Below are 24517 nucleotides of genomic sequence, written 5' to 3'. Positions count from 1 at the left end.
GCGACCGCTGGTCGAGCGGGATGCGCTCGATCGCCGCGTAGAACGCGCCGTTCATCCCGGCCAGGGCGAGGCCGAACAGGAACAGGACCGCTCTCGCCATTGCCCGCGCCGCCAGTGCCGGATGACCGGGCGCACCACCAGCACCATCACGATCGCCGCGATCCCCAGCCGCAGCGCCGTCACGCCCCAGGCTCCGAGTTCGTCGAAGAGTTGCGCGGCCACGGCCGCGCCGAGGACAGACAGCGAGACGCACGAGCCGAACACGAGCGCCGCCCCGGTCACAGGACGGGGCGAGACGACCGGATTCACACCACCAGCCTGGCACGCGCCGAGGGAGCTCCGCACACGCCTGAGTCCCGGTCAGCGCGGAGCCAGTCCGATCCGCAGCGGTGCCCCGGGCGCTGCCGCGGCGGCGAGCGCCTCATCCGCGTCCATCAGCGGGTGGACGGCCCCGACGACGTCGCCGAACGGGTACGCTCTCCCCCGCCCTGCGAGGAACGCCACGGCTGCCGAGAGGTCGGAACCGGCGTAGTTGTGGACCCCGGTGATCGTGACGAGCCGCCGGACGATGTCCTCGGCATCCACTGCGATCGGAGGCGCGGGGAACACGCTGCCCACCAGCACCACGGTCCCTGCGACGTCGACCGCGTCGATGGCCTCCGCCACGGCGTGACCCGATGCCTCGATGACGACCTTCGGTGCGACGGCTTCGGCGCCGGGTTCCGCGCCGAAGCGCTGCGCGAGCGCGCGGCGCCCATCGGAGGGATCGACCACGCTGACCCTCGCCCCGAGGTCCGCGGCGATCGCCGCGGCCGACAGCCCGACCAGCCCGCCCCGTATATGCGCACCGGTACACCGTCGAGGTCGCGGCCGGATCGCGCCACCGCGGCCCACGCCGTGGCGGTCGCGCACGACGCGGGGGCGAGCACCGCGGCGGGCAGCGACTCGGGTGCCCGGACGATCGCCGTCCCGCGTCGCAGGTGCACGTGCGTGGCGAATCCGCCGGTGAGCTCCCATCGAGGTTCGATGCGCTCGTGCCCGTACTTCGCCAGCGACCGGCACTTCTGCGCCGTCCCCGCCACGCACCGATCGCACGTTCCGCACGAGACGGTGACCGACCACACCACCCGGTCGCCGACGCGCAGCTCGCCGCCTTCGACGGTCCGGGCGCCGTCCTCTCCGATCGCGATCACGCGACCGACGCTCTCGTGACCCAGCACGATCGGCGCCGGGGCGCTTCGCACTCCGCGGACCGTATGGACATCCGACCCGCAGATCGTGGACAGCTCCACCGCGACCAGTACGTCACCGGCGGCCAGGGCGACGCCGGGAACGGCGACCGTCTCCAGCGGCATCCCCGCGCCGAGCCACACGCGTGCGGTCGCCGCCGGTCGCAGCGCGATGTCACGCAGCTCGGGGTGGGGCAGCAGCGTTCGCACGTCAGCCGACCAGCACCGGTGCAGCGAGCAGCCCCCGTGCGACCAGCGCCGGAAGGACGCCGGAGACGTCGTCGAGCACGGCGTCGGCGCCCGCATCCGAAAGCGTGGCACGATCGTGGGCTCCGGTCAGCACACCGGCGACGAAAGCCCAGCGCCCGCCCGTCGTCCGGACCGCACGTCGCTCGAGGTGTCGCCGGCGACCGCGACCGCCGACACCGACGAGGCTCCGGTACGCAGCAACGCGGTCAGCACCAGATCGGGTGCGGGTAGGCCGCGACCGGCATCCACCGGCGAGAGCGCAGCGTCCACGAGGTCCCGCCATCCGAGCGTCGAGAAGGGCGTCCCGCGTGACGGGGGCGAATCCGGTGGTGAGGACGACCGCGACTCCGGCGTCCTTGAGCGCGCGGATCGCGTCGCTCGCACCAGGGATCTCCTCGACCCCCACTCTGTGATGATCTCCGCGTACGCCGACTCGAACGCGGCCGTCGCGGCCTCGGCCGCCGGCACGTCACCGCCCGACAGGTGCGTGAAGACATCGATCTTGGACTGCCCCATCGTGTCGCGCACGTACTGCAGTGCGTCGCCCCAGGGCATCCGCTCGGCGACGCCGGTGCGCTCGGCCGCCCGCTGGAACGCCTGTTCGACGACGCCGTCGTCCTTCACCGTGGTCCCTGCCATGTCGAAGACGACGAGCTCGATGGTGGTCATGAGATTCCTCCCTGTGCGGGCTGCGACGCCCGGTCGTATGCGTGGTGGATCGTGTGCTCGGCGAGGCCGAACCCGCAGGTCATGCCGATGCCGGTCGTGGCGGCGATCACGTGCACGCCGGGCTCGGGCTCCTCGATGAGGAACTCCGCAGGTCCCGTCGCGTAGACGCCCTGCCATCGCTCCAGCACCCGCAGTCGATCGACGGCGAACAGTGCCCGCGCCTCATCGAGGAAAACGTCGAACGCAAGCTCCGGCTGGAACGGCCCCGGCTGGACCGCCTTCGCGTGCGAGTCGCCGAGGATCAGCGAACCGTCCGGCAGCTGGGTGTACATCTGATTGAGATCGAGCGCGGCGAGGTCCGGTCGCTCGTCGTGCAGGCGAGCGCGCAGGGCGGCAGCCTCCGGGAGCACTCCGAAGCGTCCGTAGCGCACGAGGGACCAGCCGGTCAGAAGCGGTGCCGTGAGCGGTGCCGGCAGATCGGCGGCCACGCGCATCATGTCCAGGGCGCAGCGCTCGACGCCGACCCGCTCCGCGAGCTCCGGGAGCAGCTGATCGACGTCGTGGTTCACGGCGACGACGATGCGATCGGCGGCGATCGATCCGCGCGTGGTCTCGACCACGCCCGATCGCACGGCGGTCACGGCGGTGCGGAAGCGGAACTCGACGCCGCGGGCGGCCAGATGCCGGACGATCGCGGCGGCCGCCTCACGCGGATCCGTCTGCAGATCCGGTTCGATCAGCGCGCCACCGGTGACGGCGCCGCGGCGCAGCGGTGCGCGTTCCTGCACCTCGGCGGCGTCCAGCATTCGCATCCCGCCGTCATCGGCCGCACGCGCCAGCAGCGCCAGCTCGTCGTCCTCGCGCGCCGCGACGAGCGTTCCCGATGCGCGCAGCCAGAATCCGGCATCCGCGGACAGCCGGAGCCAGTGCTCGCGACCGGCGTCGGCGAAGTCCTCGCCATGCCGGTTTGCGCACCGATGCAGAGGTGCCCGAAATTGCGGATGGTCGCACCCACGGGGGTAGGCCGTGCGGTCGACGACGATGACCCGCAGGCCTCGGCGCGCGGCGGCGTCGGCGGCACCGAGGCCGACGATGCCGCTGCCGACGACGACGAGATCGACGGTGGCGCTCATCGGAACACCCGCCGCATCCACATGGCCAGCCCTTCGACGAGCAGCACGGTCACCAGGATCATGATCACGATGCTTCCGACGAGCTGGTAGTTCGACCCCTGCCCCGCGTTGAGCAGGTAGTAGCCGATGCCGCCGCCGCCCACGATGCCCAGCAGGGTCGCCGCGCGGATGTTCGTGTCGAGCAGGTAGAAGGTGTGACCGATCGCGCGCGAGCCCTGCGGGAACGTCGCACCGGCGAACATCTGCAGCCGGGTCGCGCCCGTGGCCAGCAGAGCACGCTCCGGCCCCCTGGGCACTTCCTCGTAGGAGTCCGCGATGAGCTTGCCGAGCAGGCCGATGCCGCCGAAGGCGAGCGCGATCGTCCCCGCCTGCGCGCCCAGTCCGGTGATGACGATGAGCACGATCGCGAGGATGATCTCCGGGATGCCGCGGATGATGACCAGCAGCAGTCGCGCACCGCCGCGGATGCCGGGGTTCGGCGCGACGTTGCGGGCGGCGAACGACCCGATCACGAGTGAGGCGACGAAGGTGAGCAGCGTCGCGGCGAGGGCGATCATGATCGTGTCGAGCATGGCCTGGAACAGCGTCGCGAAGCCGTAGCTGCCGAAGTTGGGCGGCCAGAACGATGCCGCGACGGCGGGGACCTTCGCCCAGAACGTGAAGAAGTCGCTCCACGTGATGTCACTGACCACGACGCCGGCGATGACGACGACGACCGCGACCCATCCCGCGACGAGGTTGCGCAGCCGGGCGCCGGTCCACGGCCGTCTGGCCGCCGCGGCGACGGACGCGAAGTGCCGCTCGGGTGCGGTCGAGGCGGAGCGGCCGCGGCGCATCCGGGCGAAGAGCTTCACGAACACGCCCTCGCCGGCATCCTTCTCCCCCAGCATCGCGATGCGGACCGACGAGGAGATGATCTCCATCGCGACGCAGAGCAGGAAGATGACCAGCGCGATACCGAGTCCGAGGCCGTAGTTCAGGGATTTGAAGGCGTGGGACATCTCCAGGCCGAGCCCGGCGACGCCCACGTAACCGAGCACGACCGAGCCGCGCAGGTTGATGTCGTTGCGGTGCAGTACGGTGGCGACCCAGCTCGGCAGCACCTGCGGCAGCACACCGGCACTGAACTCCTGCAGCGTACTGCCTCCCGCCGCGCGGACAGCCAGCCGCGGGCCCTCATCGATCTGCTCGATCGCATCCGCGAACATCTTCGAGATCATCCCGATCGAATGGATGCCGATGGCGAGGATGCCCGGCAGCGCGCCGAGCGAGAACATCAGCACGAACACCATGGCGAGCACGACATCAGGCAGCGCGCGGGTGAGGACGCCGATGAAGCGGGCCGCGCGGCCCGCCAGCCGGGGCCGGGCGTCGTGTTGGACGCCGCGAGGAAGGCGATCGGTACGGACAGCACCGCCGCGAGGACCGTGCCGGTGAGCACGAGCCCGACGGTCAGGATCGTCAGCTGCAGGAGTTCGGTCGGCTCGGGGAAGCTCAGTCCTCCCACGCGCGCGAAGAAGCGCTCCGCGTTCTCCCAGCTCGACAGCATGCCCGTGACCGAGATGTCGAGGTCGATCAGCGCGGCGACTGCGAGCCCGGTGATGACGACGAGGGTGAGCGCGGCGCTGATGCGCTCAGGACTCACCCGCCGCTTCGGGGCGCGTGCCTCGAGATCGGCCGCCGATTCCGGGGCGATGGGCGCCCGCGCAGCGGTCAGCGTCATGACACGGACTCCGCGGTCAGCAGCTCGTTCGCCACGGCGGCCAGTTCTGCCGTGCTGGTCGCGACGCGGCCGTAGATCTCCATGACCTGCGCCTTGTCGAGGAGGCCGTCGGTCGTGGTGTCGAGGACGACCTCGCCGTGACGCAGTCCGACGATGCGGTCCGCCCAGTCGATCGCGAGGTCTACCTGGTGCAGACTGCACAGCACGGTCAGGCCGTCGTCGGCGGCGATCTCGCGGATGAGCGCCATCACCTGGGAGCTGGATTCGGGGTCGAGCGAGGCGACCGGCTCGTCCGCCAGCAGCACCTCGGGATTCTGCATCAGTGCGCGGGCGATGGCGACGCGCTGCTGCTGGCCGCCCGAGAGCGTGTCGGCGCGCTGGTACGCGCGGTCCAGAAGACCCACGCGGTCGAGGTGCCCCATCGCCCGCAGCTTGTGCTCCCTGGAGTAGGAGAAGAGTCCGAGCCGCGGTCCGCGCAGGCCCGCGAGCGCTCCGGTGAGCACGTTCTCGAGCACCGTGAGCGACCCGACGAGCTCGAACTGCTGGAAGATGAAGCCCACACGACTGCGCAGTCGACGCAGCGCCCGACCGCGGAGCTCGGGCACGTCGGCGCCCAGCACCGAGACCGATCCGGAGGTGGGCAGTTCGAGCGCGTCGATGTGTCGCAGCAGAGTGGACTTGCCGGACCCCGAGAGTCCGAGCAGAACGACGATCTCACCGCGGTCGACGGTCAGATTCACGTCGCTCAGGGCGGTCGTGGACCCGAAGCGCTTGGTCAGGCGTTCGATGTTCACCACGGTGGATGCGTTCATGTCAGTCTCCCGGGGTCCGATTCACAGGTGGTCGGGCGTCAGCCCTGGCACTGGGTCGCGTTCGTCTCCGCGCAGATGTCGCGGATCAGGTCGTAGTACGCGTCGTCGACGGGGGAGGTGGCGTAGAACACGCTGCGGAAGGCGTCCGAGTCGGCCGATTCGATGCCGGCCTCGATGATCTCGTCGATCGTGACCTCGGACAGGGCATCCGTCAGCGCGGTCTTGACGTCGTCCGGGAGGACCGTGGAGACGACGATCGGCGCACCGGGCACCATGGTCTCGTCGATCACCTTGACGGCGTCCGACTTCTCGACCTCGCTGTCCTCGGCGAAGCCCGCCTCGCACTCGACACCCTCACCGTCTTCTGCACGCTGACGTCGTGCTTGTAGGCGAACACCGGGGTGATGTCTGCCTCGGGGTCGATACCGGCCTCGAGCAGGTTGTAGCTCGGGAACAGGTAGCCGGAGGTCGACGACGGGTCGACGAAGCAGACCTTCTTGCCCTTGAAGTCCTCGATCGAGTCGATGTCGCTGCCCGCGGGGACGATCGCCTGCGAGAAGTAGCCCGGCTCCTGCCCCTCTTCGGTGATGATCGACGAGATCGGGGTGAGCTCCGCGCCGTTGTTCGTGGCCGTGACATAGGTGAAACCGGAGAACGACGCGACATCGATCTGGTAGGCGATCGCCGCCTCGATGAGGGCCGCGTAGTCGGTGGACTCGTGGTACTCGACGGTCTTGCCGGTGACGTCGGCGATGTAGTCCATGAGCGGCTGGTAGTTCGTCTCGGTGTCGACCGAGTCGGGGACGACGCCGAACACGAGCGTGTTCTCGTCGACCGCGAACGTGCCGGAGGACGTGCTGCTGCTTTCGTCGTCGCCGGTGTTCGCATCGGCGCCGGTCGAGCACGCGGCGAGTCCGAGAGCGAGGACGGCGGCGCCCGCGAGAGCGGGCAGAAGGCGGAGCTTCATGAGGACCTTTCAGGGTGTGGGACGGGGTGATCCGCATGTCACTCTGGCATCTGGGACAGCGAGATATATACCTACGTGGCAAGAGTTCAGCCGCTGTTCACCTGCCCGCCAGCCGGATGAACTCGCGAGGAACGGGGGTTCCCTCTCCGGCGGCGGACAAGTAGTATGCCTATGTGGCTGAAGCTGTGTACATCCAGATCGCTGACGACCTCCGCGAGCAGATCGTCGCCGGGCGCCTGGGCCCTGGCGACGACATTCCGACCGAGGCCGAACTGGCAGCGCTCTGGCGCACCTCGCGCGGCCCGATCCGCAACGCGCTGTCCGCGCTGCGCGGCGAGGGACTGATCGAGACGACGCGTGGCCGTCCGGCGCGCGTGGTCGCCCGCAAAGCCGATCAGGCCGTGGACACGTCGGTACCCTTCACCCGCTGGGCGCGCGAGCTCGGTGTGACGCCAGGGGCACGGACCCAGCAGATGGGACTCCGAAGGGCCGGAACGCAGAAAGCCGCAGCGCTGGGCATCGACGAGAACGACATGGTCGTCACAGTCACGCGGCTCCGGATGCTGGACGAGCGCCCGACCATGCTGGAGCGGCTCTGCTACATCGAACAGGTCGGCAAGCTGCTGCTCGACGTCGACACGGATGCCGTGTCGATCACCGAGTTCCTCACCTCGCAGGGACACCCGATCGTCCAGCTGCAGCACGAGATCGACGCGGTGGCCGCGGATGCCGAGGATGCCGAACTCCTGCGCGTGCCGATCGGATCTCCGATCCTGCGTCTGAGTCGCATCTCCCGCGGTCCGGACGGGCGCATCTTCGAAGCCTCGGAGGACCGCTATCTCAGCGATGTCGTGCGATTCACGGTGGCCGCGTCCGGGATATCGAACGACGGTCACTACATGCGCGCCGTCGGATGAGCGGCGATCCCTCGCCGGACACCCCGGAAAACAGAAGATCGCGAGCGCGGATCCGTTTGGAAGCCTTGACCCTGCGCTCGCGATCACGGCGCTGGGGACGCCGTACTCTGGGGAGCCTTCAGGATATGCAGGGCGGATCACCTCCGAATAGCGTCGAAGGTCGAGAGTCACTACGACTTTCGGTCAGACTCCTGCTCCTGCTCCTGCTGCTCGTCCGCTCGCCGCGCGATGGGCAGCCGAGCCGAGACGACCCAACGGCCGTCCGACTCCCCGGCATGGAACTCACCGCTGCCGCCGAGGACCCGCTCCGCCATGCGCTCCAGCCCTGTGCGGCTGGACGACAGCCCGTGCCGTGGTGTCGATGAGAGCGGACTGCTGATCGTGAGCTCGGCCGTCTCGTCAGTGACGCCGAGGTGCACTCTCGACCGTGCCGGCGCCCGCGTACTTGAGGATGTTCGTGGCCGATTCGCGCGTCACTCGCGCGAAGATGATCTCGGCCGAACGCGGAATGCGCTCGTCATCGAGGTCTCCGTCCACGCGGACGGGATGTCCTGCAGCCTCGAGCTCCTCCCTGGCCTCTGCCAGCGCCGCGGCGAGGTCACCGGTCGACGGCTCGGAGGCGCGCGGGCCGTCGTCGGCCAGGTCGATCACGAATCGCAGATCCGTCATGGCCTTCCGCGCCGCGACGCGGATGGCCTCCTGCGAATCCGGGCGCACCTGCTCGTCGTCGAGCATCTGCACGTGCAGCGACACGACGGTCAGGTGATGGGCGATGCTGTCATGCAGCTCGCCGGCGATCCAACGGCGTTCCGCCAGGACGGCCTGCCGCTCCTGCTCGGCGCTGGCCGCGAGCTGCTGTTCGAGTCGTCGCCCGCGTGCGAACGCCATCCGCAGCGCGAACCCGACGCCATGCGGCGACCGTCGCGAAGACGAGGTAGATGCCGACGTTGACGGGGACGTTCGTCGGCCCGTAGGCGAGAACCGCCGCGGCGACGAGGAATCCCCCTGTGTAGGACAGGATCAGCGATGTGCGCCCCAGCCGCATGACCAGAGCCGCGGCCACGGAAGCGGTCGTGAGAACCTGCGCCTCCGTTCCGACCAGGAAGGACAGCACGAAAGCGACGGCGAGCGCGCACGTGGCCGCCAGCGGCGACCAGAGGAAAATCAGCAGGAGTGCGGTCGTCACGATGCTGGTGACGGACCGCAGGATGTCCACGCCCGGCGTGAAGATCAGGCTGAAGAGATCGAGGACCATGATGGCGATGATCGCGCCGATGACGACGCGTTCGATCGTGCTCAGCCGTTCACCCCGACTCAGTCGGAGGATGTCGGATGCACCTCGCGTCGACCGGTCCAAAGCCATAGTTCAGTATGTCCTATCCGCCAGGTAGGCTTAGCGATAGAGACCGAAGAAGCGTCGAACTGTTCCCAAAAAGACATAGTCATTCACCTCCTCGGTTGGTCGTTTGTCCAGGCATGACTTCATCTTCTCGGTGAACTTCACCAGGCACATCTGTCTTATCGGCAGACTTCTCTGGCCAAAGGTCTAAGTCCGCGTCGACGGTCTGCTCAGCCGTTAGGCTTCCCCCATGCCGGAAATCCGCGTCCTCATCGTCGACGACGACCCCCTGGTGCGCACCGCGCTCGCGCACTTCGTCTCCCGCGACCCGGAGATCGACGTCATCGGTCAGGCGGAGGACGGCAAGCAGGCGATCGCCGCGATCGATCGGGACCGGCCGGACGTCGTGATGATGGACGTCCAGATGCCTGAGATGGACGGGATCGAGGCCACCGCAGCGATCACCCGGCGCTGGCCGGACGTGCGGGTGGTCGCCGTCACCACGCTCGACGGCAGCGACACGGTGCTGCCGATGCTCAGCGCGCGGCGCAGCTTGGCTATCTGCTCAAGGACTCGAGCGCCGAGAGCATTCTCGCCGGGGTCCGCGAAGTGCACGGCGGCGGGAGTTCGCTCTCCCCGCGGGTCGCGTCGATGCTCATCCGGCACGTCCGCGAGGCATCGTCCGGTGCCCACGACGCCGCGGCCCTCGAACCCCTCACCGACCGCGAGACCGAGGTGCTCGACCGCCTGGCCGCCGGGATGTCGAACGCCGAGATCGCACAGGCGCTCATCGTCTCGGAGGGCACGGTCAAGGCGCACCTCGGCCGCATCATGTCCAAGTGGCACGTGCGCGACCGGGTGCAGATCCTGGTCACCGCCGCGCGGGCCGGTCTGATCGACTTCCGCTGAGCGCTCCTCGTCGTCACAGCGCGAGGAGGACGATGCCCACGACCACGACCGCGGCCGCGACGATCCGCCGACCCGGGTGCGGTTCCTTCAGCACGAACGCACCGAACAGGCTCACGAGCACCACGCTGAGCTCACGCAACGGGGCCACCAGCGCTACGGGAGCGATCGTGATCGCGTACAGCACCAGGATGTAGGACAACGGCGACAGCACGGCGAACGCGATGATCCTCCGCCACTGCAGCCGGGCGAGTGCGACCGTCTCCGCGCGACGCCTGCGCAGCAGGACGGTGTAGACCAGAACCTCCGCCACGCACGTGCCCACCATGTACGCCACGGGGTTGATCGACCACGTGCGCACGGCGTGGGCATCCCAGATCGTGTACGTCGCGATCATCACGCCCGTCAGCAGACCGAACAGGATCGCCGGGTCGATCCCCGCCTGGGCTGCGACGACGACCGGTCCACGAATCCCAGCGCGACCACGCCGACGATGACGGCGATGACACCGGCGAGCGCGATCGGCGACGGTCGTTCGCCGAGCAGCACGACGGCGGCGATCACCGCGAGGAACGGCCCGGTTCCTCGGGCCGTCGCGTACACGGTCGACAGATTGCCCTCCCGATACCCCCGCTGCAGGACCAGCATGTACACCACGTGCAGGATGCCGGAGACACCGACGCCGATGAGGAAACCGGGCAGGTCGTCCCCCAGTCCGCCGCTCACGGGGATGACGACGCCCCAGACGACCGCCGAGACGGCCGCCCCGCACCACAGGAACGGGATGCCAGCGCGGCTCGTGCCGTGGGCGATGATGTTCCAGGCCGCGTGCGCCAGAGCGGCGGCGAGGACGAGGGACAGGGCGAGCGGGGTCATGAGAGCCTTCTGCGCGTCGCGGGCGCGACGAACGGGCTCCTCCGGGCTTTTGTCCTGTCAGATGACGCCCCCTGCTGGCAGGAGAGCGTGGTGCCGCTCGGACCAGGCGGGCGCGAACCCCGGAACCCTAGGCACTGTCGCGCGACACGATAGCACCCCGTGGTGACGGGCGGGTTCACCCCGCTCGCTATGCTCATCGGCATGAGCATCGGCACCGTCCAGCATCAGTTGTCCACACCGGAGGGATTCGCGAAGGCGGTCACTCCCCGGAGCGCCGTCTACGTCGGCGGCCTCACGAGCCTGATCGCGGGCCTCGCCGGGGTGGCGATGAACATCTTCAGCAACTGGGATCGGCCAGCGACTGGAACTGGCGGCTCATCTTCCGCTTCTTCTTCGACGCCCAGGCGGTCGAGTTCACCGGCAGTCGCGCGGCCGCGCCGAGATGTGGCGTTTCCTGTACGTGTACGGTCCGATCATCCTGATCCCGCTCGGCGTCATCCTGCTCATCGTGCACTTCTCGACGCGCAGCAGGAACGGCGCGAAGCTGTACGAGGACTTCCGGTCCCGTGGCTGGGTGGGGCGTCAGCGCTTCACGGGACTCAAGGTGCAGAACGGACGCGCGCAGGTCGACGTCGTGTACGTGTCGCACCCGAGCCTGCCGGATGAGACCTTCGACGCCATCGTGCAGCAGCACGCGACGCAGATCGCCGCGCTCGACAAGAAGGCGGCCAAGGCGGCATCCGCTGCGGCCGTCAAGGCGGGCATCCTCAAGGGTGGCATCAGCGCGTCGGCTCTGACCCCGGCCTCCCGCCGGAGATCGTCGCCGCGCCTGTCCAGGGCAAGGGCGAGTTCGTCGCCGTCGTCCCGCCGCAGCCCGGAGCATCCGGACGGTTCCAGGTGCTGCCGATCAAGGAGTGACCTCACGACGGAACGGGGCGGAGTCGATCGACTCCGCCCCGTTCCGCGTCACACCAGTCTTGTGCGGCGGATCCGCGCGATCAGCAGCCCGAGCAGCCCGAGCGCGATCAGCAGGATCGCCCAGCCGAGCCCGACCACGACGCCGCCGGTGACGGCGAGTTCCGGCAGCTCGACCGTGACGGAGTCGGATGCCGACACCACCGTCGCTCCCGCGAGCGCCGTCACCGTCGCGGCGTTCGTCACCGCACCGGCCTTCGCCTCATCGGCCGTGATCGTGTACACGACGGGTCCGCACGTGAACGACGCGCCCGGTGCGAGATCCGGAACGTCGCAGGCGACCGCACCGCCCAGCTTCGGGTCGTCGATGGCGATGTCGGTCACGGTCACGGCACCGGTGTTCGTCACGGTGAACCGGAACTGCACGGTGTCGCCGGCGCTGACCGTCGCGTCGCCGTTCGCATCCACGAAGTCACCGCCGGTCTTCTCCACCGCGAGCGCGGGCTGCGCCTCGATCGGTGTGGTGACGCTCGCCTCGGCGGTCGTCTCGATGCCCCCGGCGCCCGTCGCGGTGACCGTGGCGGTGTTGACGATCTCTCGCCGGCGTCGACATCGGCCTGGGTGAGCGCAACCGTCACAGGGCCGCAGACGACCATGTCATCCGGCGCGATCGAGTAGGCCTCGCACACGATGGCGCCATCCACGCGGGCATCGACGATCGTCGGGTCCGAGACCGTCGTGGTTCCCGTGTTCGTGACCGCGAACGTGTAGTCGATGGTGTCGCCGGCGTCCGTGACACCGTTGCCGTTCGCATCCACGATCGCGGCGGCCGACTTCACCAGTGCGATCGCGTCCTCGCGCGGCGACCGGGACGTCCGCGATCGCGACATCCGTGACAGCACCCGAAGCGCCCTGCGCGGTCGCCGTGGCCTCGTTGCGGACGGTCTGCGCGTCGACGTCCTCCTGCGTGAGCGTGTAGGCGACGGGGCCGCAGACGAGCTCGTCACCGGGGCCGGCTGCGCGCCCTCGAGCGCCGGACAGTCGAGTTCGCCGCCGAGCAGAGGGTCGGTGATCGCGAGCTCGCTCAGCACGGTCGTGCCGGTGTTGCGCACGGTGAAGGTGTACTCGATCCCGTCCCCGGCACCGATGCGGCCGTCTCCGTCGGCGTCGATGGGCGCGGATCCGACCTTGTCGAGCGAGACGGCGTCCGTCCCGGCGATCACGACATCCGCACTCGCGTCGTCGCTGATGGCGCCGGAGGCACCATCAGCTGTGACGGTCGCCTCGTTATGGACGTTCTCCGCCTCGACGTCGGCCTGCGTGATCGTGTACGGGTAGGGACCGCAGTCGATCGCGTCGCCCGGCGCGAGTGCGGCGCCGTCCAGGGGCGCGCATTCCAGCGCGCCGCCGAGCCTGTCGTCGACGATCGTCGCGCCGGACAGCGTCACGGTGCCGGTGTTGGTCACGGTGAACGTGTACGACACCTCGTCGCCCGCGCCGATCAGACCGTCACCGGTCGTGTCGGCGATGGCTCCAGGAGTCTTGGTGAGCTCGATCGAAGCCGACCCGTCCACCGTGGTGTCCGCCTGCGCGGTGTCGGTCACTGCGGCAGCCGGCGCCTGCGCGTCGACGGTCGCGGAGTTGCTCACGACCCCGCCGTCGATGTCGTCCTGCGTGAGCGTGTACGTCACCGTGGCGCACGCGAGGCTGTCGCCCGGCGCGAGGGCGGCACCGTCGGCGGCCGGGCATTCGACGACACCACCGAGCATCGGGTCGGTCACGACGACCTCGGTGAGCGTCGTCGTGCCGGTGTTGGTCACCGTGAACGCGTAGTCGATCGTGTCGCCGGCTCCGAGGGCGCCGTCACGGTCCACATCGACCGGCTCGCCCGCGGTCTTGGTGAGGTTGACGCCGTTCGTCGCCGCGATCGTCACGTTCGCGTCGGCGTCGTCCGTGACGGATGCCGAGGGCGACGAGGCTGTCACGGATGCCGTGTTCTCGACCGTCGCCGCGTCGATGTCGGCCTGGGTGAGCGTGTACACGATCGGGCCGCAGTCGACGGCGTCGCCGGGAGCGAGAGTCGCCGCGGCGAGGGTTGCGCAGTCCAGCGCTCCTCCCAGCAGCGCATCCTCGATCGCCGCGTCGGTGAGCGTCGTCGTCCCGGTGTTCGTCACCGTGAACGAGTACGACACCGCATCGCCTGCCCCGATCAGGCCGTCGCCGTCGGCATCCGTCGGAACGCGGCCGTCTTGGCGAGGGTGACCGAGTCGGTGCCGGAGACGACGACCTCGGCGGTGCCCGCATCCGACGCGGAGCCGGTGCCGGATGCCGCGGCGACGGTGGCCGTGTTGGTGACCGAGCCGCTGTCCACGTCATCCTGGGTCAGGACGTAGGTCACCGGTCCGCAGGCGACGTCATCGCCGGGGGCGAGGGCGAGCCCTGCGAGGTCCGGGCACTCGAGCGCCCCTCCCAGCAGAGGATCATCGATGGCGGCGGACGTCAACGTCGTCGTGCCGGTGTTCGTCACCGTGAACGAATACGACACCTCGTCGCCCGCACCGATCAGAGCGTCGCCGTCGGTGTCGACCGGGGCGGTCGCCGACTTCGCGAGCTCGACCTCCGTCGTTCCGCCGATCAGAGTGCGTGCCGTGCCGTCGTCGGTGACCGCGATGCGCCCCTCCGCCTGGACGGTCGCCGTGTTGTCGAGGACAGCGGCGTCGACGTCGGCCTGCGTGAGTTCGTAGACGACCGGGCCGCAGTCGACGTCGTCGCCAGGAGCGAGCGAGACCGCGCCGTCGGCGAAGCATCCGGTGTCACCGCCGAGGAGCGGGTCGTCGATCGCGGTGACCGAGAGCGTCGTGGTGCGGCATTGCGCACGGTGAAGGTGTACGAGACCTCGTCGCCGACGCCGATGAGTCCGTCGCCGTCGGTGTCCGTCGGTCCGGTCGCGGTCTTGATCAGTTCGACGGCGTCGGTGCTGTCCACGGTCGCATCGGCCTGTGCGGTGTCCGTCACGGCACCGCCGGCTGCGTCAGCGGTCACGGCCGCCTCGTTGTGCACGGTTCCCGCGTCGACATCCTCCTGCGTCAGCTCGTACGTGATCGGTGTGCACGCGACGTCGTCACCCGGCGCCAGAGCTGTGCCGTCGAGCTCGGGACAGACCACGGCGCCGCCGAGCATCGGGTCGGAGATCTGCACAGCCGTGATGGTCGTCGTGCCGGTGTTGCTGACCGTGAACGTGTAGTCGATCGTGTCGCCGGCACCGAGCGCGCCGTCGCCGTCCGCGTCGACGGGATCGCCTACCTGCTTCTGCAGGCTGATGGCGCTCGCACCAGCGACCGCGACGGTCGCGCCGTCGCTGTCCGACACCGCGCCGCGCGGCGTCTGCGCCGTCGCGGTGGCCGTGTTGATCACTTCACCGCCGTCGACGTCCGCCTGCGTCAGCACGTCGCGTACGGTCCGCAGTCCACGGCATCCGTCGGCTGCAGCGTCGTACCCTCCAACGCAGCGCAGGTCTGCGGGCCGCCCAGCAGCGGGTCGTCGATCACCACGCCGCTCACCGTGGTCGGCCCGACGTTCGTGACCGTGAAGTCGTACGGGATCTCGTCGCCGACGCCGATCGCACCGTCGCCGTCCACGTCCGTCGGGACCCCGGCCGTCTTGGTGAGCTCGATCGCACCGGTGCCGGTGATCGGCGTCGTCGTGGACGCCGTGTTGTCGGTCGTGTCCGGGTCGGCCGTGGTGGCGAAGACGGATGCGGTGTTGGTCACGCTCGTGGATGCCGTCGCCGGATCCACGGTCGCCGTGTACACCAGCTGCCCACCCGATGCCGCCGGGAATGACGGCACCTCGCAGCGGAACTCGTTGCCGACGAACGAGCACCCGGGGGTGGTCGTGGTCGGATCGATGAGCTCGGCCGGAAGCGGGTCGGAGATGACCATGTCGATCGCCGCGTTCGGACCGGCGTTGTTCACGGTCAGGGTGTAGGTGATCTGCTCGCCCACCTCGACGGATGCCGGGGCGGCGGTCTTCTCGATCGACAGGTTGGCAGCGGCCGCGACCGTCACCTCCGCGCTGCCGGTCAGATCACCCGCGTCCGGATCCGGGGTCTCCGCGGAGGCCGTCGCGGTATTGGTGAACGTACCCTCCGCCGTCGCGACCGCGGAGATCGTGAGCGATTCCTCGGCGCCGGGCTGCATCGTTCCCACGACCCAGCCGTCGATCGACCAGGTGCCCGCGGTGGCTGTGCCGTCGACGAGCGCGATGCCGTCCTCGACGACGTCCGTCACGACGACCCCGGTCGCCGTCGACGGCCCGTCGTTGCGCACGGTGACGACATAGGTCACATCACCGTCGAGTGCGACAGACGGCGTCGACGTCGTCTTCGTCAGCGACACATCCGCGGACGGCGCAAGCGGCACGTCGACCGTGGCCGAGTAGTTGTCGCCGTTCGGATCAGTGGTCGTCGTCGCCGCTGTGACGGTGTTGCTGATCGTCCCGGTCGCGTCGGCGGCGATGACGCCGTTGACCGTGACCGTCCGGGTCGCCCCCGGTTCGAGGTCGCCGAGCAGGCAGGTGCCCACCGAACCGGTGATCTGGCAGCCTTCCGTGGGCGTCGTCGGGTCGATGAACCCTTCGGGGAGGAAGTCCGCCACCGAGACGCCGCGCGCCGTGGAGGGTCCGTCATTGGTCACGGTGATCGTGAAGGACTGGGGCGTGCCCGGCACGCCGGTGGTCGGCGTCGCCGTCTTCTGCACCCCCAGGTCTGCGCTCTGGACGACGGTCACATCGGCGGACGCGGAGTTGTTCGTCGTGTCGGCATCGTCCGCGGGTGAGGCCACGGATGCCGTGTTCGTGAGGGTGCCGGCCGGGGTGTTCGCATCGACCAGCACCGTGATCGTCACGGTCTCCGTCTCGCCCGGTTCGATCGTGGCCCAGTCGCAGCGGATGCCGATCGCCGTCGACGCGCATATGCCGTCCGGTGCCGTGGCGACCGACTCCACCGTCATCCCCTGCGGGACGGTATCGGTGAGCACGGCGTTCTGGGCGACGGACGGGCCGACGTTGCTGACGTCGACCGTGTACGTGAACGTGTCTCCTGCCGTCACGGTCGCGGCCGATGCCTGCTTCGTCACGGCGAGATCCGCCACGATCGTCGGGGCGAAGCTGGTCGAGGAGGCGTTGTTGGTGGCGTCGCCGTCCGAGGCCGACGATGTCGCCGTGGCCGTGTTCTGCACGGCGGCATCGACGTCCGGCGCGAGCGTGACGGTGACGGTGGTCTCGACGGACGAGCCGGGGGCGAGCGTGCCGAGGTCGCACGACACGACGGAGCCGTCGAAGTCGCAGGTCCCGGCATCCGATGTGGCGCTCACGAACGTCGTGGCGGGGTCGAGCGGGTCGGTGATCACGACATCCGTCGCCGACGACGGACCGGAGTTCGACGTCACCATCGTGTACACGACGTTCTCCCCCGCCACCGGCGTCCCCGGCGTGAAGGTCTTCTCGATCGAGACGTCGGCTGCTGACTCGACGATGCCGGATGCGGTGGAGATGTTGTTCGACTGGTCGGTGTCGGTGGTGCTCGACTCGACCTGCGCGGTGTTGACGACCGCGGACCCCGACGGCGCATCCGCCGAAAGCGTTCCGGTGATCGTGATCTCGGCCTCGTCGCCACACCGAGCGGGCCGCCCGCGCAGTTCACACTGCCGGTCACCACGCACGACCCGGATGTCGTCTGCGCCTGCACGTCGGTCAGCGCGGCGGGGATCGGGTCATAGACGGAGAAGTCCGCGGCGGGCTGCGGGCCGTTGTTCGTGACGGTCAGCGTGTAACTGACCGGGCCGCCCGCGACGAGCGGAGATGTGTCGAGGACCTTGGTGATCGCGAGGTCGGCCGCGGGGGCGACGGGTGTCTCGGTCGTCTGCGTCGTCGACACCCTGTTCTGTCCGACCACGTCGTCGCGGAACGCGACCTGCGCCTCGTTGAGAATGGTCGTCGCGGCCGCTTCCTGATTGACGCGCGCCTCGAAGGAGTAGGTGGTGCTGGTACCCGTGAGGATCGCACCGCCAGCGGTGGAGGATCCCTGGTCGCCGAGCCTGACGCGCACCGTCCGTGCAGCCGTGTCGTACTCGCCCCGGTCATCGCCCACGGCATCCGTCAGCGAGCCGGTGCCCGCACCGTTCACGATCTGCAGCGAACCGGGGACGAAGTCCAGCCCCGGATCCAGGACGTCCGTCGCCACGGTCTGCCGTGCGGGGTTGCCGCCGTCGTTGCGCGTGGTGACGGTATAGCGCAGCACGTCGCCGACCTCGGCATCCGCCCCCGCGCTGGTGACGTTGGCGACCGTCTTGTCGCTGATCAGGCACGGCCCGGTACCGAAGGTGATGTTGTCCAGGAGATTGCCGACGCCTAGTCCACCGACGGACGTGACCGCTTCGAACGCGAACCGGGTGGTCGTCTGTCCGGCCGGCACCGTGTACGTGCCGGTATGCGTGCCCCACGCGGTGTTGCCGTCCGAGATGATCGGTCCGGACTGAGTGAGTGTTCCGCCCGGTGTGCCGATCAGCACCCGCATGGTGTCGGTGCCTTGGCGTCCGCGGTGCTGGAGCGACCACGACAGGGTCTGGCCGGGTGTCGTCGGCAGGTCCTGATAGAGCTGGCTTGCGCTATACGCGTTGAGTTCGGCGAACTGCCGGCCCTCGGCCGACGGGACGCCGTTGAACCCGCTGCTCCAGATCTCGATCTTGTTCTGGACGTCGTTGGTCCACCAGCCGGGGACGGCGCTCTCGTCTAGGAGCGAGTAGCGCCCGGCGGGAACGATGGGAGACTCGAACCCGCCGTTCTCGAGCGCGACGGTGTTCTGACAGACGGTGGGATCCTGAACGGCGGCGGCGGGCGGCGCCTGCGCGGTGTCCACGACGATGCCGAGCAGCGACACGGCCAGCAGACCGCTGACCGCCATGGCGAGGCCGCGTAGGCGACTCCTGCGAACGTCCTGGGGCACGTCGATGTCCTTTCGAGAACTAGGGGCCATGCTACTGGGGGGTCCGCGGCGCCCGCACCGGAAGTAATACCATCGAGATGATGCCCGCACCCGGAAGGTCCCGCATGCCCGTCTCCCCCACCGCCCTCTCGCACGCCGAGGACCTCGCCGATTTCGTCGCCGCGTCACCGTCGAGCTATCACGCCGCGGAAGAGGTCGCACGCCGACTCGAAGCGGTCGGTTTCGTCCGGCTGAACGAGGAGCAGGCGTGGGCGCGCGCAGACAGGCGGGCGGTTCGTCGTCGTCCGCGACGGCGCCGCGATCGCGTGGGCCGTCCCGACGGATGCATCCGCCACGAGTCCGGCGCACATCTTCGGCGCGCACACGGACTCCCCGGCTTCAAGCTCAAGCCGAAGCCGACCACCGGAACGCGCGGCTGGCTGCAGGCCGGCGTCGAGATCTACGGCGGTCCGCTGCTGAACTCCTGGCTGGACCGTGAGCTGCGCCTCGCCGGCCGCCTCGCCCTCGCCGACGGCCGGGTCGTGCTCGCCGACACGGGAGCGCTGCTGCGCCTCCCCAGCTCGCGATCCACCTCGACCGCGAAGCGAACAGCGGTCTGGCCCTGGACAAGCAGTTCCAGACCCAACCGGTGTGGGGTCTGGGTGACCCGTCGGACGAGGACCTGCTCGGAGAACTCGCGGCCTCCGCCGGTGTGGATGCCGCCGACATCCGCGGTTTCGACGCCGTCGTGGCGGACTCCGCGCGGGGTGCCGTCTTCGGCAAGGACGACGCGTTCTTCGCGTCCGGGTAAGCTCGACGACCTCGCCTCCGTGCACGCCGGTGTCGTGGCGCTGGAAGCCCTCGCCTCGAGTGGGCTGGCCACGGGACCGATCCCGGTCCTCGCCGCCTTCGATCACGAGGAACTCGGCTCGGCTTCCCGCTCAGGGGCCGCCGGACCGTTCCTCGAGGACGTCCTCGTGCGCGTCTACGCCGGGCTGGGCGCCGACGCGTCCGAGCAGCGCCGTGCGTTCGCGGCATCCTGGTGCCTGTCCAGCGACGTCGGACACTCCGTGCACCCGAACTACGTGCACAAGCACGACCCGGTCGTGCAGCCGCTGCTGGGCTCAGGGCCAATCCTCAAGGTCAACGCGAACCAGCGGTACGCCACGGATGCCGTGGGCGCCGCGGCCTGGGCCGCCTGGTGCGAGACCGCGGGCATCCCCTCGCAGGAGTTCGTCTCGAACAACGGCGTCCCCTGCGGCTCCACGATCGGACCGATCACCGCGACGCGCCTGGGGATCCGCACCGTCGATGTGGGCATCCCGATCCTGTCGATGCACTCCGCTCGCGAACTCGCCGGCGTGAGCGATCTGCATGACCTCGCCCGCGTCGCGGAGGCGTTCTTCTCGGCTTGACCGTGCCCCGTCGAAGCGATGTGACGCCGCGGTATATCGCAACGCGCGCCCAGCCGCTACATTGAGGTGGCGTCCGTCGTCTTCCGGGGGAACATCCATGTCACGTACGAGCACGGTCCGATTCGAGCGCCGAAGGGGCCGGAGCACGGTTCTCGCGATCCTGGCGGCGGTGATGCTGATCGCGACCGCCGCGAGCGGTGCACTGTCCGCCTCCGCGGCAGCCACTGTGACCTGGGCCAGCTGGGCACCGCTGGGAGGCGGCGCCAATGCCTACACGACGGCGATCTCGTTCGTGGATCGACCGGCCCTGAGCGCAACGGTCGCGAGTGACTCCCGTGCCGGGTCGGTCGGTGTGATGACGGGTGCGTCGGTCTGGTTGTCCGAGGGGACGCCGGTCGGCGCGAAGTACGGCTCGAGCCGGAACAACCCGTACCTCAACCTGCGTCCGAAGGCGGACACCGCCACCTCGCCGTCCACGACGACCTATTCGTTCGACCGTCCGACGCCGCAGCATCCGGCTGGGCCTTCACGCTCGGCGACATCGACGCCGACGCGGTCCGCCTGAGCGCGGTGACGGCGACCGGTGCGCGCGCGACCGCCGCGGACCTCGGCTACCAGGACAGCTTCAACTACTGCGCCGCCGGCTGTCGCAGGAAAGCCGTCGTGCACGGGCGACGCCGCCGACGTTCCGACCTGGGATCCCGACGCGCTCACCCTCACCGGCAACACGCAGGCGATCGACACGTCGGGTGCCGCCGCATGGTTCGAGCCGACCGTCTCGCTGTCGTCACTGACGATCGAGTTCACGCGCCGCTCCGGATTCCCCGTGTACCAGACCTGGTTCTCCGTCTTCGCCCGCGACATCACGGGCACGGTGACCGACACGGATGCCGCAGCGCCCGTCGAGGGTGCAACCCTCACGTTGACAGACGCGAACGGCGACACCCTCGCCACGACGACGTCCGGGCCCGGCGGCGCCTATGCGTTCCCTGGTCAGATCGCGACCGACGGCTACACCGTGACGGTGACGCCGCCCACCGGCCAGATCGCCGTGGTCGGCTCCGGTACGGCGGACCTTCGCAGCGCGGATGCCGTCGTCGACCTGTCCGTCCGGGACATCGTCCCCGTGGCTGTCTCCGGAACGGTGCGGGACTCGGACGGCAACCCTGTTCCCGGTGCGACCGTCACGATTCCACGGACGCCGGTGCTCTCACGATCACGACGGGCCCTGACGGCACGTACCTGTTCGACGAAGTGCCGGTCGGCACATGGCAGCCCGAGGTGACACCACCGGCGGGGTACACGGTGCAGACCGCCCCACCGGCGATCACGATCGACATCGGAGACACAGCGCCGATCGAGAACGTCGACGCCGTGCTGAACGAGAACCCGTCGCTGTCCGGACAGGTGACGATCGGCGCAGGCGTCCCGGGTGTCACCCTGCAGCTGCAGGGACCGAGTGGACCGCTGACGACCGTCACGGACGCGAACGGCGAGTACACGTTCCCGAGGCTGCCCGTGGGCGACTACGTCGTCAGCATCACCCAGGACGACATCCCCGCCGGGACGTACATCTACACGGCATCCCGGTCGCACCCGGTCGAAGGCGACGTGACCGACGCCGACTTCGCTCTGGGCCGGTACGGCACGGTGCTCGGCGCTGTCCTGGATGACACCGGCGCTCCGGTACCCGGTGTGACCCTGGACGTCACCTCGGTCGGTGAATCGTCCTCGGTCACGACCGGCGGAGACGGCACCTACAGCGTCAGCGATCTGCGCACCGGCCAGCACACCATCGCGGTCGCCGCACCCGAGGGATGGGAGATCCAGGGCCCCGCGACGATCACCGTCACGGTGACGGGACGCCGGCGAGATCTACGTCGATCAGAACTTCACTCTCGTCGCCGTCGATCCCGGCGGGGCGGATGCCGCGGCCGACGCAGGAGCCGGGGCTGATGCCGGAGCCGGAGCAGGTGCGGCAGCCGACGCGGGCGCGGGAGCCGACGGAGGGATCGTGCCTCCGGCCGAGGGCGGCGCGGACGCGACCGACCCGGATGATCTCGCCACGACGGGAGCTCCGGTTCCGTTCGCCCTGCTCGGCCTCGCCGCAGCCGCGATCGCCATCGGTGCCGTGCTGACGATCCGCTGGAGGCGCGCCGCCGACCGCTGATCCCTGCGGTGCCCGACGGTGCCATGATGAATTCCAGCGGGTGGCTCGACGCAGCAGCCGCCGTCGGGAGGCAGTCATGTCCGAGAAGATCGCCACGGCACCGGCCCTGATCGAGCGCGCCGGCATCGAGATCATCCCCGAGTCCGACCGGACCGCGCGACCGCGCGATCTGTTCTGGCCGTGGTTCGCCGCCAACGTGTCGGTGTTCGGCATGTCGTACGGGTCGTTCGTGCTCGGCTTCGGCATCTCGTTCTGGCAGGCGACGCTCGTGGCGATCATCGGCATCGTGGTGTCGTTCCTGCTGTGCGGGCTGATCGCGATCGCCGGAAAGCGGGGGTCGGCGCCGACCATGGTCCTCTCCCGCGCCGCCTTCGGCGTGCAGGGGCAGAAGGTCCCCGGCATCGTGAGCTGGCTGACGTCTATCGGGTGGGAGACGTTCCTGGCGATCATGGCGGTGCTCGCCACCGCCACGATCATCACGCAGCTCGGCGGCGACGGCGACAGCCTGTGGCTGAAGATCGTCGCCACCGTCGTCGTGGCCGCGCTCATCGTCGCGGCATCCGTCCTGGGCTATCACACGATCATGCGGATGCAGTCGGTGCTCACCTGGATCACCGGCGTCGTGACCATCCTGTACATCGTCCTCGCCTCCTCGAGCATCGACCTCGCCGTCGTCATGGCACTGCCCGCCGGCAACGTCGGTCAGGTGACCGGCGCACTCGTCATGGTGATGACCGGCTTCGGCCTCGGCTGGATCAACATCGCCGCCGACTGGTCGCGCTATCAGAAGCGGACGGCCTCGGACGGCGCGATCGTCGCGTGGAACACGATCGGCGGTTCGGTGGCACCGATCATCCTCGTGGTGTTCGGCATCCTGCTCGCCGGCTCGGATGCCGAGCTGAGCGCCGCGATCGCGGCCGATCCGATCGGCGCACTCTCTCGCAGCATCCTGCCGACCTGGGTCCTGGTGCCGTTCCTGCTCACCGCGGTGCTCGCTCTCGTCTCCGGCGCCGTGCTGGGCATCTACTCCCTCGGGCTGACGCTGCTGAGCCTCGGCATCCGCATCCCTCGTCCGTCCGCCGCGGCGATCGACGGCGGCGTGATCCTGACGATCGGAACCATCGTCGTGGTGTTCTTCGCGACGGACTTCCTCGGGCCGTTCCAGAGCTTCCTCATCACACTCGGCGTGCCGCTCGCGTCGTGGGCTGGCATCCTCATCGCAGACATCCTGCGGCGGAAGAAGGACTACGACGAGGCCGCCCTGTTCGACGGTTCGGGGCGCTACGGCGCGTGGGACTGGGTCTCGATCGGCACGATGATCGTGACGAGCCTGATCGGCTGGGGCCTGGTCGTGAACAACTTCGCCGACGCGGCGCCGTGGAACAACTGGCAGGGGTATCTGCTGTTCCTCATCGGCGGTCGGGAAGGCGAGTGGGCGTACGCGAACCTCGGCGTCTTCTTCGCGCTCGTGCTGTCGTTCGTGGTCACGTGGTTCGCCCGCGCCGGGCGGATCCGTCGGCAGGAGCAGGCATGACCGACCCCGACTGGCTGGTCGTGATCGACCCGCAGACGATCTTCGCCTCGCCGAACTCGGCGTGGGGCTCGCCGTTCTTCAGCCAGGCGATGCCGCGGATCCGCGCACTCGCCGGCGCCTTCGGCGAGCGCGTGATCGTCACGCGCTGGATGCCGACCGCCGACCGCACGACGTCCTGGGGCGCCTATTTCGACGCCTGGCCGTTCGCGGACCAGTCGCCGAGCGATCCGCTGTTCGACCTCGTCCCCGAGGCCGCCGAGCTGTCGCCGCATCCGACCCTCGATCTGCCCACGTTCGGGAAGTGGGGTCCTGCGCTCGAGGAGATCGTCGGGCGCGGTGCCCGCGTGGTTCTCGCCGGGGTCTCGACGGACTGCTGCGTGATCTCGACGGCGCTGGCCGCCGCGGATGCCGGAGCACACGTCACCGTCGCCGCGGATGCCTGCGCGGGGTCGACGGCCGAGAATCACGCCGCGGCGCTGCACGTGATGGGGCTGTATCCGCCGCAGATCACGGTGAGCGATACGGCGCGGCGGTGCTCGCGGCGGGTGAGAGGGCGGACCGCAGGGCGTGCCGGGAGCGCCGGTTCTCGGTCGGGACGGATGTCAGGAGACTTCCCGGATGCGGGAGACTTCCCGGATGTCGGGAGAAACGCCGCGCTGTCGACTGCCGTCCGTGAAGCGT

The 24517-nt window shown here is 69.5% G+C and carries 28 protein-coding genes and 7 pseudogenes; 10 read left to right on the top strand and 25 right to left on the bottom strand.

Going from position 1 to position 24517, the window contains the following annotated elements; genetic code table 11:
• Positions 1 to 51: 51 nt before the first annotated feature.
• The 11 genes and pseudogenes from OED01_RS02935 to phnD all read right to left on the bottom strand — a co-directional run bounded on the left by OED01_RS02935 (position 52) and on the right by phnD (position 6782).
• Positions 52 to 309, bottom strand: a complete 258-nt coding sequence (locus OED01_RS02935; protein ID WP_264156904.1) for a DMT family transporter — start codon at positions 307 to 309, stop codon at positions 52 to 54.
• 51 nt (positions 310 to 360) lie between these two features.
• Positions 361 to 774, bottom strand: a complete 414-nt coding sequence (locus tag OED01_RS02930; protein WP_264156903.1) for a hypothetical protein — start codon at positions 772 to 774, stop codon at positions 361 to 363.
• A 251-nt stretch (positions 775 to 1025) separates the two neighbouring features.
• A pseudogene (locus OED01_RS02925) lies at positions 1026 to 1355 on the bottom strand (alcohol dehydrogenase catalytic domain-containing protein); the annotation flags it as partial.
• An 85-nt stretch (positions 1356 to 1440) separates the two neighbouring features.
• On the bottom strand, positions 1441 to 1572 hold the full coding sequence (locus OED01_RS02920; protein WP_264156902.1) for a hypothetical protein: 132 nt from the start codon (positions 1570 to 1572) through the stop codon (positions 1441 to 1443).
• Positions 1566 to 2147 carry an HAD family hydrolase gene (locus tag OED01_RS02915; RefSeq protein WP_264156901.1) on the bottom strand — a complete coding sequence of 194 codons (582 nt, stop codon included), beginning with the start codon at positions 2145 to 2147 and terminating at the stop codon, positions 1566 to 1568. The genes OED01_RS02920 and OED01_RS02915 overlap by 7 nt, the downstream gene beginning before the upstream one ends.
• Positions 2144 to 3280, bottom strand: a complete 1137-nt coding sequence (locus OED01_RS02910; protein ID WP_264156900.1) for a TIGR03364 family FAD-dependent oxidoreductase — start codon at positions 3278 to 3280, stop codon at positions 2144 to 2146. Before OED01_RS02910 ends, OED01_RS02915 begins: the two co-directional genes overlap by 4 nt.
• Complete coding sequence (locus tag OED01_RS02905) at positions 3277 to 4593, bottom strand: PhnE/PtxC family ABC transporter permease (RefSeq protein WP_413231623.1); 1317 nt, start codon at positions 4591 to 4593, stop codon at positions 3277 to 3279. The genes OED01_RS02910 and OED01_RS02905 overlap by 4 nt, the downstream gene beginning before the upstream one ends.
• Positions 4557 to 5003: an ABC transporter permease family protein gene (locus OED01_RS02900; protein ID WP_264156898.1), complete on the bottom strand. Its 447-nt coding sequence runs from the start codon at positions 5001 to 5003 to the stop codon at positions 4557 to 4559. Before OED01_RS02900 ends, OED01_RS02905 begins: the two co-directional genes overlap by 37 nt.
• Positions 5000 to 5815: a phosphonate ABC transporter ATP-binding protein gene (gene phnC / locus OED01_RS02895; RefSeq protein WP_264156896.1), complete on the bottom strand. Its 816-nt coding sequence runs from the start codon at positions 5813 to 5815 to the stop codon at positions 5000 to 5002. Before phnC ends, OED01_RS02900 begins: the two co-directional genes overlap by 4 nt.
• 38 nt (positions 5816 to 5853) lie before the next feature.
• On the bottom strand, positions 5854 to 6105 hold the full coding sequence (locus OED01_RS02890) for a type 2 periplasmic-binding domain-containing protein (protein WP_264156895.1): 252 nt from the start codon (positions 6103 to 6105) through the stop codon (positions 5854 to 5856).
• Positions 6102 to 6782: a phosphate/phosphite/phosphonate ABC transporter substrate-binding protein gene (phnD, locus tag OED01_RS02885; protein WP_264156894.1), complete on the bottom strand. Its 681-nt coding sequence runs from the start codon at positions 6780 to 6782 to the stop codon at positions 6102 to 6104. Before phnD ends, OED01_RS02890 begins: the two co-directional genes overlap by 4 nt.
• Before the next feature lie 173 nt (positions 6783 to 6955).
• Between phnD and OED01_RS02880 the strand changes: the two genes are divergently transcribed.
• On the top strand, positions 6956 to 7699 hold the full coding sequence (locus OED01_RS02880; protein ID WP_264156893.1) for a GntR family transcriptional regulator: 744 nt from the start codon (positions 6956 to 6958) through the stop codon (positions 7697 to 7699).
• Positions 7700 to 7869: 170 nt separating this feature from the next.
• Here OED01_RS02880 and OED01_RS02875 read toward each other — a convergent pair whose 3' ends face one another.
• The 3 genes from OED01_RS02875 to OED01_RS02865 are packed head-to-tail and all read right to left on the bottom strand — an operon-like array spanning position 7870 to position 9062.
• Complete coding sequence (locus tag OED01_RS02875; RefSeq protein WP_264156892.1) at positions 7870 to 8118, bottom strand: sensor histidine kinase; 249 nt, start codon at positions 8116 to 8118, stop codon at positions 7870 to 7872.
• Positions 8099 to 8452, bottom strand: coding sequence for a sensor histidine kinase (locus OED01_RS02870; RefSeq protein WP_264156891.1), 354 nt, complete (start codon positions 8450 to 8452; stop codon positions 8099 to 8101). Before OED01_RS02870 ends, OED01_RS02875 begins: the two co-directional genes overlap by 20 nt.
• Before the next feature lie 25 nt (positions 8453 to 8477).
• Positions 8478 to 9062: a hypothetical protein gene (locus OED01_RS02865; protein WP_264156890.1), complete on the bottom strand. Its 585-nt coding sequence runs from the start codon at positions 9060 to 9062 to the stop codon at positions 8478 to 8480.
• A gap of 226 nt (positions 9063 to 9288) precedes the next feature.
• Here OED01_RS02865 and OED01_RS02860 point away from each other — a divergent pair.
• Positions 9289 to 9519: pseudogene (locus OED01_RS02860) on the top strand (response regulator); the annotation flags it as partial.
• Between the two features lie 170 nt (positions 9520 to 9689).
• Positions 9690 to 9947: a response regulator transcription factor gene (locus tag OED01_RS02855; protein WP_264156889.1), complete on the top strand. Its 258-nt coding sequence runs from the start codon at positions 9690 to 9692 to the stop codon at positions 9945 to 9947.
• A 13-nt stretch (positions 9948 to 9960) separates the two neighbouring features.
• On the opposite strand, the gene OED01_RS02850 is transcribed toward OED01_RS02855, so the two are convergent.
• From OED01_RS02850 to OED01_RS02810, 11 genes and pseudogenes are all read right to left on the bottom strand, one after another.
• Positions 9961 to 10341, bottom strand: a complete 381-nt coding sequence (locus OED01_RS02850; protein WP_264157904.1) for an EamA family transporter — start codon at positions 10339 to 10341, stop codon at positions 9961 to 9963.
• Between the two features lie 8 nt (positions 10342 to 10349).
• Positions 10350 to 10820, bottom strand: coding sequence for an EamA family transporter (locus tag OED01_RS02845; protein WP_264156888.1), 471 nt, complete (start codon positions 10818 to 10820; stop codon positions 10350 to 10352).
• Positions 10821 to 11157: 337 nt separating this feature from the next.
• Positions 11158 to 11514, bottom strand: a complete 357-nt coding sequence (locus OED01_RS02840) for a hypothetical protein (protein WP_264156887.1) — start codon at positions 11512 to 11514, stop codon at positions 11158 to 11160.
• A gap of 272 nt (positions 11515 to 11786) precedes the next feature.
• Positions 11787 to 12203, bottom strand: coding sequence for a DUF11 domain-containing protein (locus OED01_RS02835; protein WP_264156886.1), 417 nt, complete (start codon positions 12201 to 12203; stop codon positions 11787 to 11789).
• Positions 12140 to 12574, bottom strand: a pseudogene (locus OED01_RS16510) (DUF7507 domain-containing protein); the annotation flags it as partial. The gene OED01_RS02835 and the pseudogene OED01_RS16510, both read right to left, overlap by 64 nt.
• Before the next feature lie 112 nt (positions 12575 to 12686).
• Positions 12687 to 12776, bottom strand: a pseudogene (locus OED01_RS16505) (hypothetical protein); the annotation flags it as partial.
• Positions 12770 to 13927 (bottom strand): annotated as a pseudogene (locus tag OED01_RS16500) (DUF7507 domain-containing protein); the annotation flags it as partial. The pseudogenes OED01_RS16500 and OED01_RS16505, both read right to left, overlap by 7 nt.
• Positions 13928 to 13944: 17 nt before the next feature.
• A complete protein-coding gene (locus OED01_RS16495; RefSeq protein ID WP_462937629.1) occupies positions 13945 to 14574 on the bottom strand; it encodes a DUF7507 domain-containing protein in 630 nt (209 codons plus the stop codon).
• A 350-nt stretch (positions 14575 to 14924) separates the two neighbouring features.
• Positions 14925 to 15104, bottom strand: a pseudogene (locus OED01_RS16490) (DUF7507 domain-containing protein); the annotation flags it as partial.
• A 71-nt stretch (positions 15105 to 15175) separates the two neighbouring features.
• On the bottom strand, positions 15176 to 17194 hold the full coding sequence (locus OED01_RS02815) for a COG1361 S-layer family protein (protein ID WP_264157903.1): 2019 nt from the start codon (positions 17192 to 17194) through the stop codon (positions 15176 to 15178).
• A complete protein-coding gene (locus OED01_RS02810; RefSeq protein ID WP_264156882.1) occupies positions 17179 to 18738 on the bottom strand; it encodes an isopeptide-forming domain-containing fimbrial protein in 1560 nt (519 codons plus the stop codon). Before OED01_RS02810 ends, OED01_RS02815 begins: the two co-directional genes overlap by 16 nt.
• Before the next feature lie 104 nt (positions 18739 to 18842).
• Between OED01_RS02810 and OED01_RS16485 the strand changes: the two genes are divergently transcribed.
• The 7 genes and pseudogenes from OED01_RS16485 to OED01_RS02775 form a co-directional block, all read left to right on the top strand.
• Positions 18843 to 20132: a zinc-binding metallopeptidase family protein gene (locus OED01_RS16485; protein WP_462937628.1), complete on the top strand. Its 1290-nt coding sequence runs from the start codon at positions 18843 to 18845 to the stop codon at positions 20130 to 20132.
• A gap of 97 nt (positions 20133 to 20229) precedes the next feature.
• Positions 20230 to 20697, top strand: coding sequence for a hypothetical protein (locus tag OED01_RS02800; protein ID WP_264156881.1), 468 nt, complete (start codon positions 20230 to 20232; stop codon positions 20695 to 20697).
• Between the two features lie 18 nt (positions 20698 to 20715).
• The gene (locus OED01_RS02795) at positions 20716 to 21417 is read left to right on the top strand and encodes a carboxypeptidase regulatory-like domain-containing protein (RefSeq protein WP_264156880.1); all 702 of its coding nucleotides are present in this window, start codon (positions 20716 to 20718) and stop codon (positions 21415 to 21417) included.
• Complete coding sequence (locus OED01_RS02790; protein WP_264156879.1) at positions 21414 to 22088, top strand: carboxypeptidase-like regulatory domain-containing protein; 675 nt, start codon at positions 21414 to 21416, stop codon at positions 22086 to 22088. Before OED01_RS02795 ends, OED01_RS02790 begins: the two co-directional genes overlap by 4 nt.
• 58 nt (positions 22089 to 22146) lie before the next feature.
• Positions 22147 to 22302, top strand: coding sequence for a hypothetical protein (locus tag OED01_RS02785; protein WP_264156878.1), 156 nt, complete (start codon positions 22147 to 22149; stop codon positions 22300 to 22302).
• 76 nt (positions 22303 to 22378) lie between these two features.
• Positions 22379 to 23836: a purine-cytosine permease family protein gene (locus OED01_RS02780; RefSeq protein ID WP_264156877.1), complete on the top strand. Its 1458-nt coding sequence runs from the start codon at positions 22379 to 22381 to the stop codon at positions 23834 to 23836.
• A pseudogene (locus OED01_RS02775) lies at positions 23833 to 24363 on the top strand (cysteine hydrolase family protein); the annotation flags it as partial. The gene OED01_RS02780 and the pseudogene OED01_RS02775, both read left to right, overlap by 4 nt.
• Positions 24364 to 24517: the final 154 nt, after the last annotated feature.

Origin of the sequence: Microbacterium sp. M28 (assembly GCF_025836995.1) — a bacterium.
In the GTDB taxonomy this organism is placed as follows: Bacteria; Actinomycetota; Actinomycetes; order Actinomycetales; family Microbacteriaceae; genus Microbacterium.
This window is presented reverse-complemented; position numbering and strand designations above follow the sequence as displayed.

What these genes read in the sequence shown, in the direction of transcription:
- OED01_RS02915 (WP_264156901.1), bottom strand. Translation starts at nt 2,147, where the DNA reads ATGACCACCATCGAGCTCGTCGTCTTCGACATGGCAGGGACCACGGTG.
- OED01_RS02910 (WP_264156900.1), bottom strand. Translation starts at nt 3,280, where the DNA reads ATGAGCGCCACCGTCGATCTCGTCGTCGTCGGCAGCGGCATCGTCGGC.
- OED01_RS02900 (WP_264156898.1), bottom strand. Translation starts at nt 5,003, where the DNA reads ATGACGCTGACCGCTGCGCGGGCGCCCATCGCCCCGGAATCGGCGGCC.
- phnC (WP_264156896.1), bottom strand. Translation starts at nt 5,815, where the DNA reads ATGAACGCATCCACCGTGGTGAACATCGAACGCCTGACCAAGCGCTTC.
- phnD (WP_264156894.1), bottom strand. Translation starts at nt 6,782, where the DNA reads ATGAAGCTCCGCCTTCTGCCCGCTCTCGCGGGCGCCGCCGTCCTCGCT.
- OED01_RS02865 (WP_264156890.1), bottom strand. Translation starts at nt 9,062, where the DNA reads ATGGCTTTGGACCGGTCGACGCGAGGTGCATCCGACATCCTCCGACTG.
- OED01_RS02855 (WP_264156889.1), top strand. Translation starts at nt 9,690, where the DNA reads ATGCTCATCCGGCACGTCCGCGAGGCATCGTCCGGTGCCCACGACGCC.
- OED01_RS02850 (WP_264157904.1), bottom strand. Translation starts at nt 10,341, where the DNA reads ATGATCGCGACGTACACGATCTGGGATGCCCACGCCGTGCGCACGTGG.
- OED01_RS02845 (WP_264156888.1), bottom strand. Translation starts at nt 10,820, where the DNA reads ATGACCCCGCTCGCCCTGTCCCTCGTCCTCGCCGCCGCTCTGGCGCAC.
- OED01_RS16485 (WP_462937628.1), top strand. Translation starts at nt 18,843, where the DNA reads ATGCCCGTCTCCCCCACCGCCCTCTCGCACGCCGAGGACCTCGCCGAT.
- OED01_RS02800 (WP_264156881.1), top strand. Translation starts at nt 20,230, where the DNA reads ATGTCACGTACGAGCACGGTCCGATTCGAGCGCCGAAGGGGCCGGAGC.
- OED01_RS02780 (WP_264156877.1), top strand. Translation starts at nt 22,379, where the DNA reads ATGTCCGAGAAGATCGCCACGGCACCGGCCCTGATCGAGCGCGCCGGC.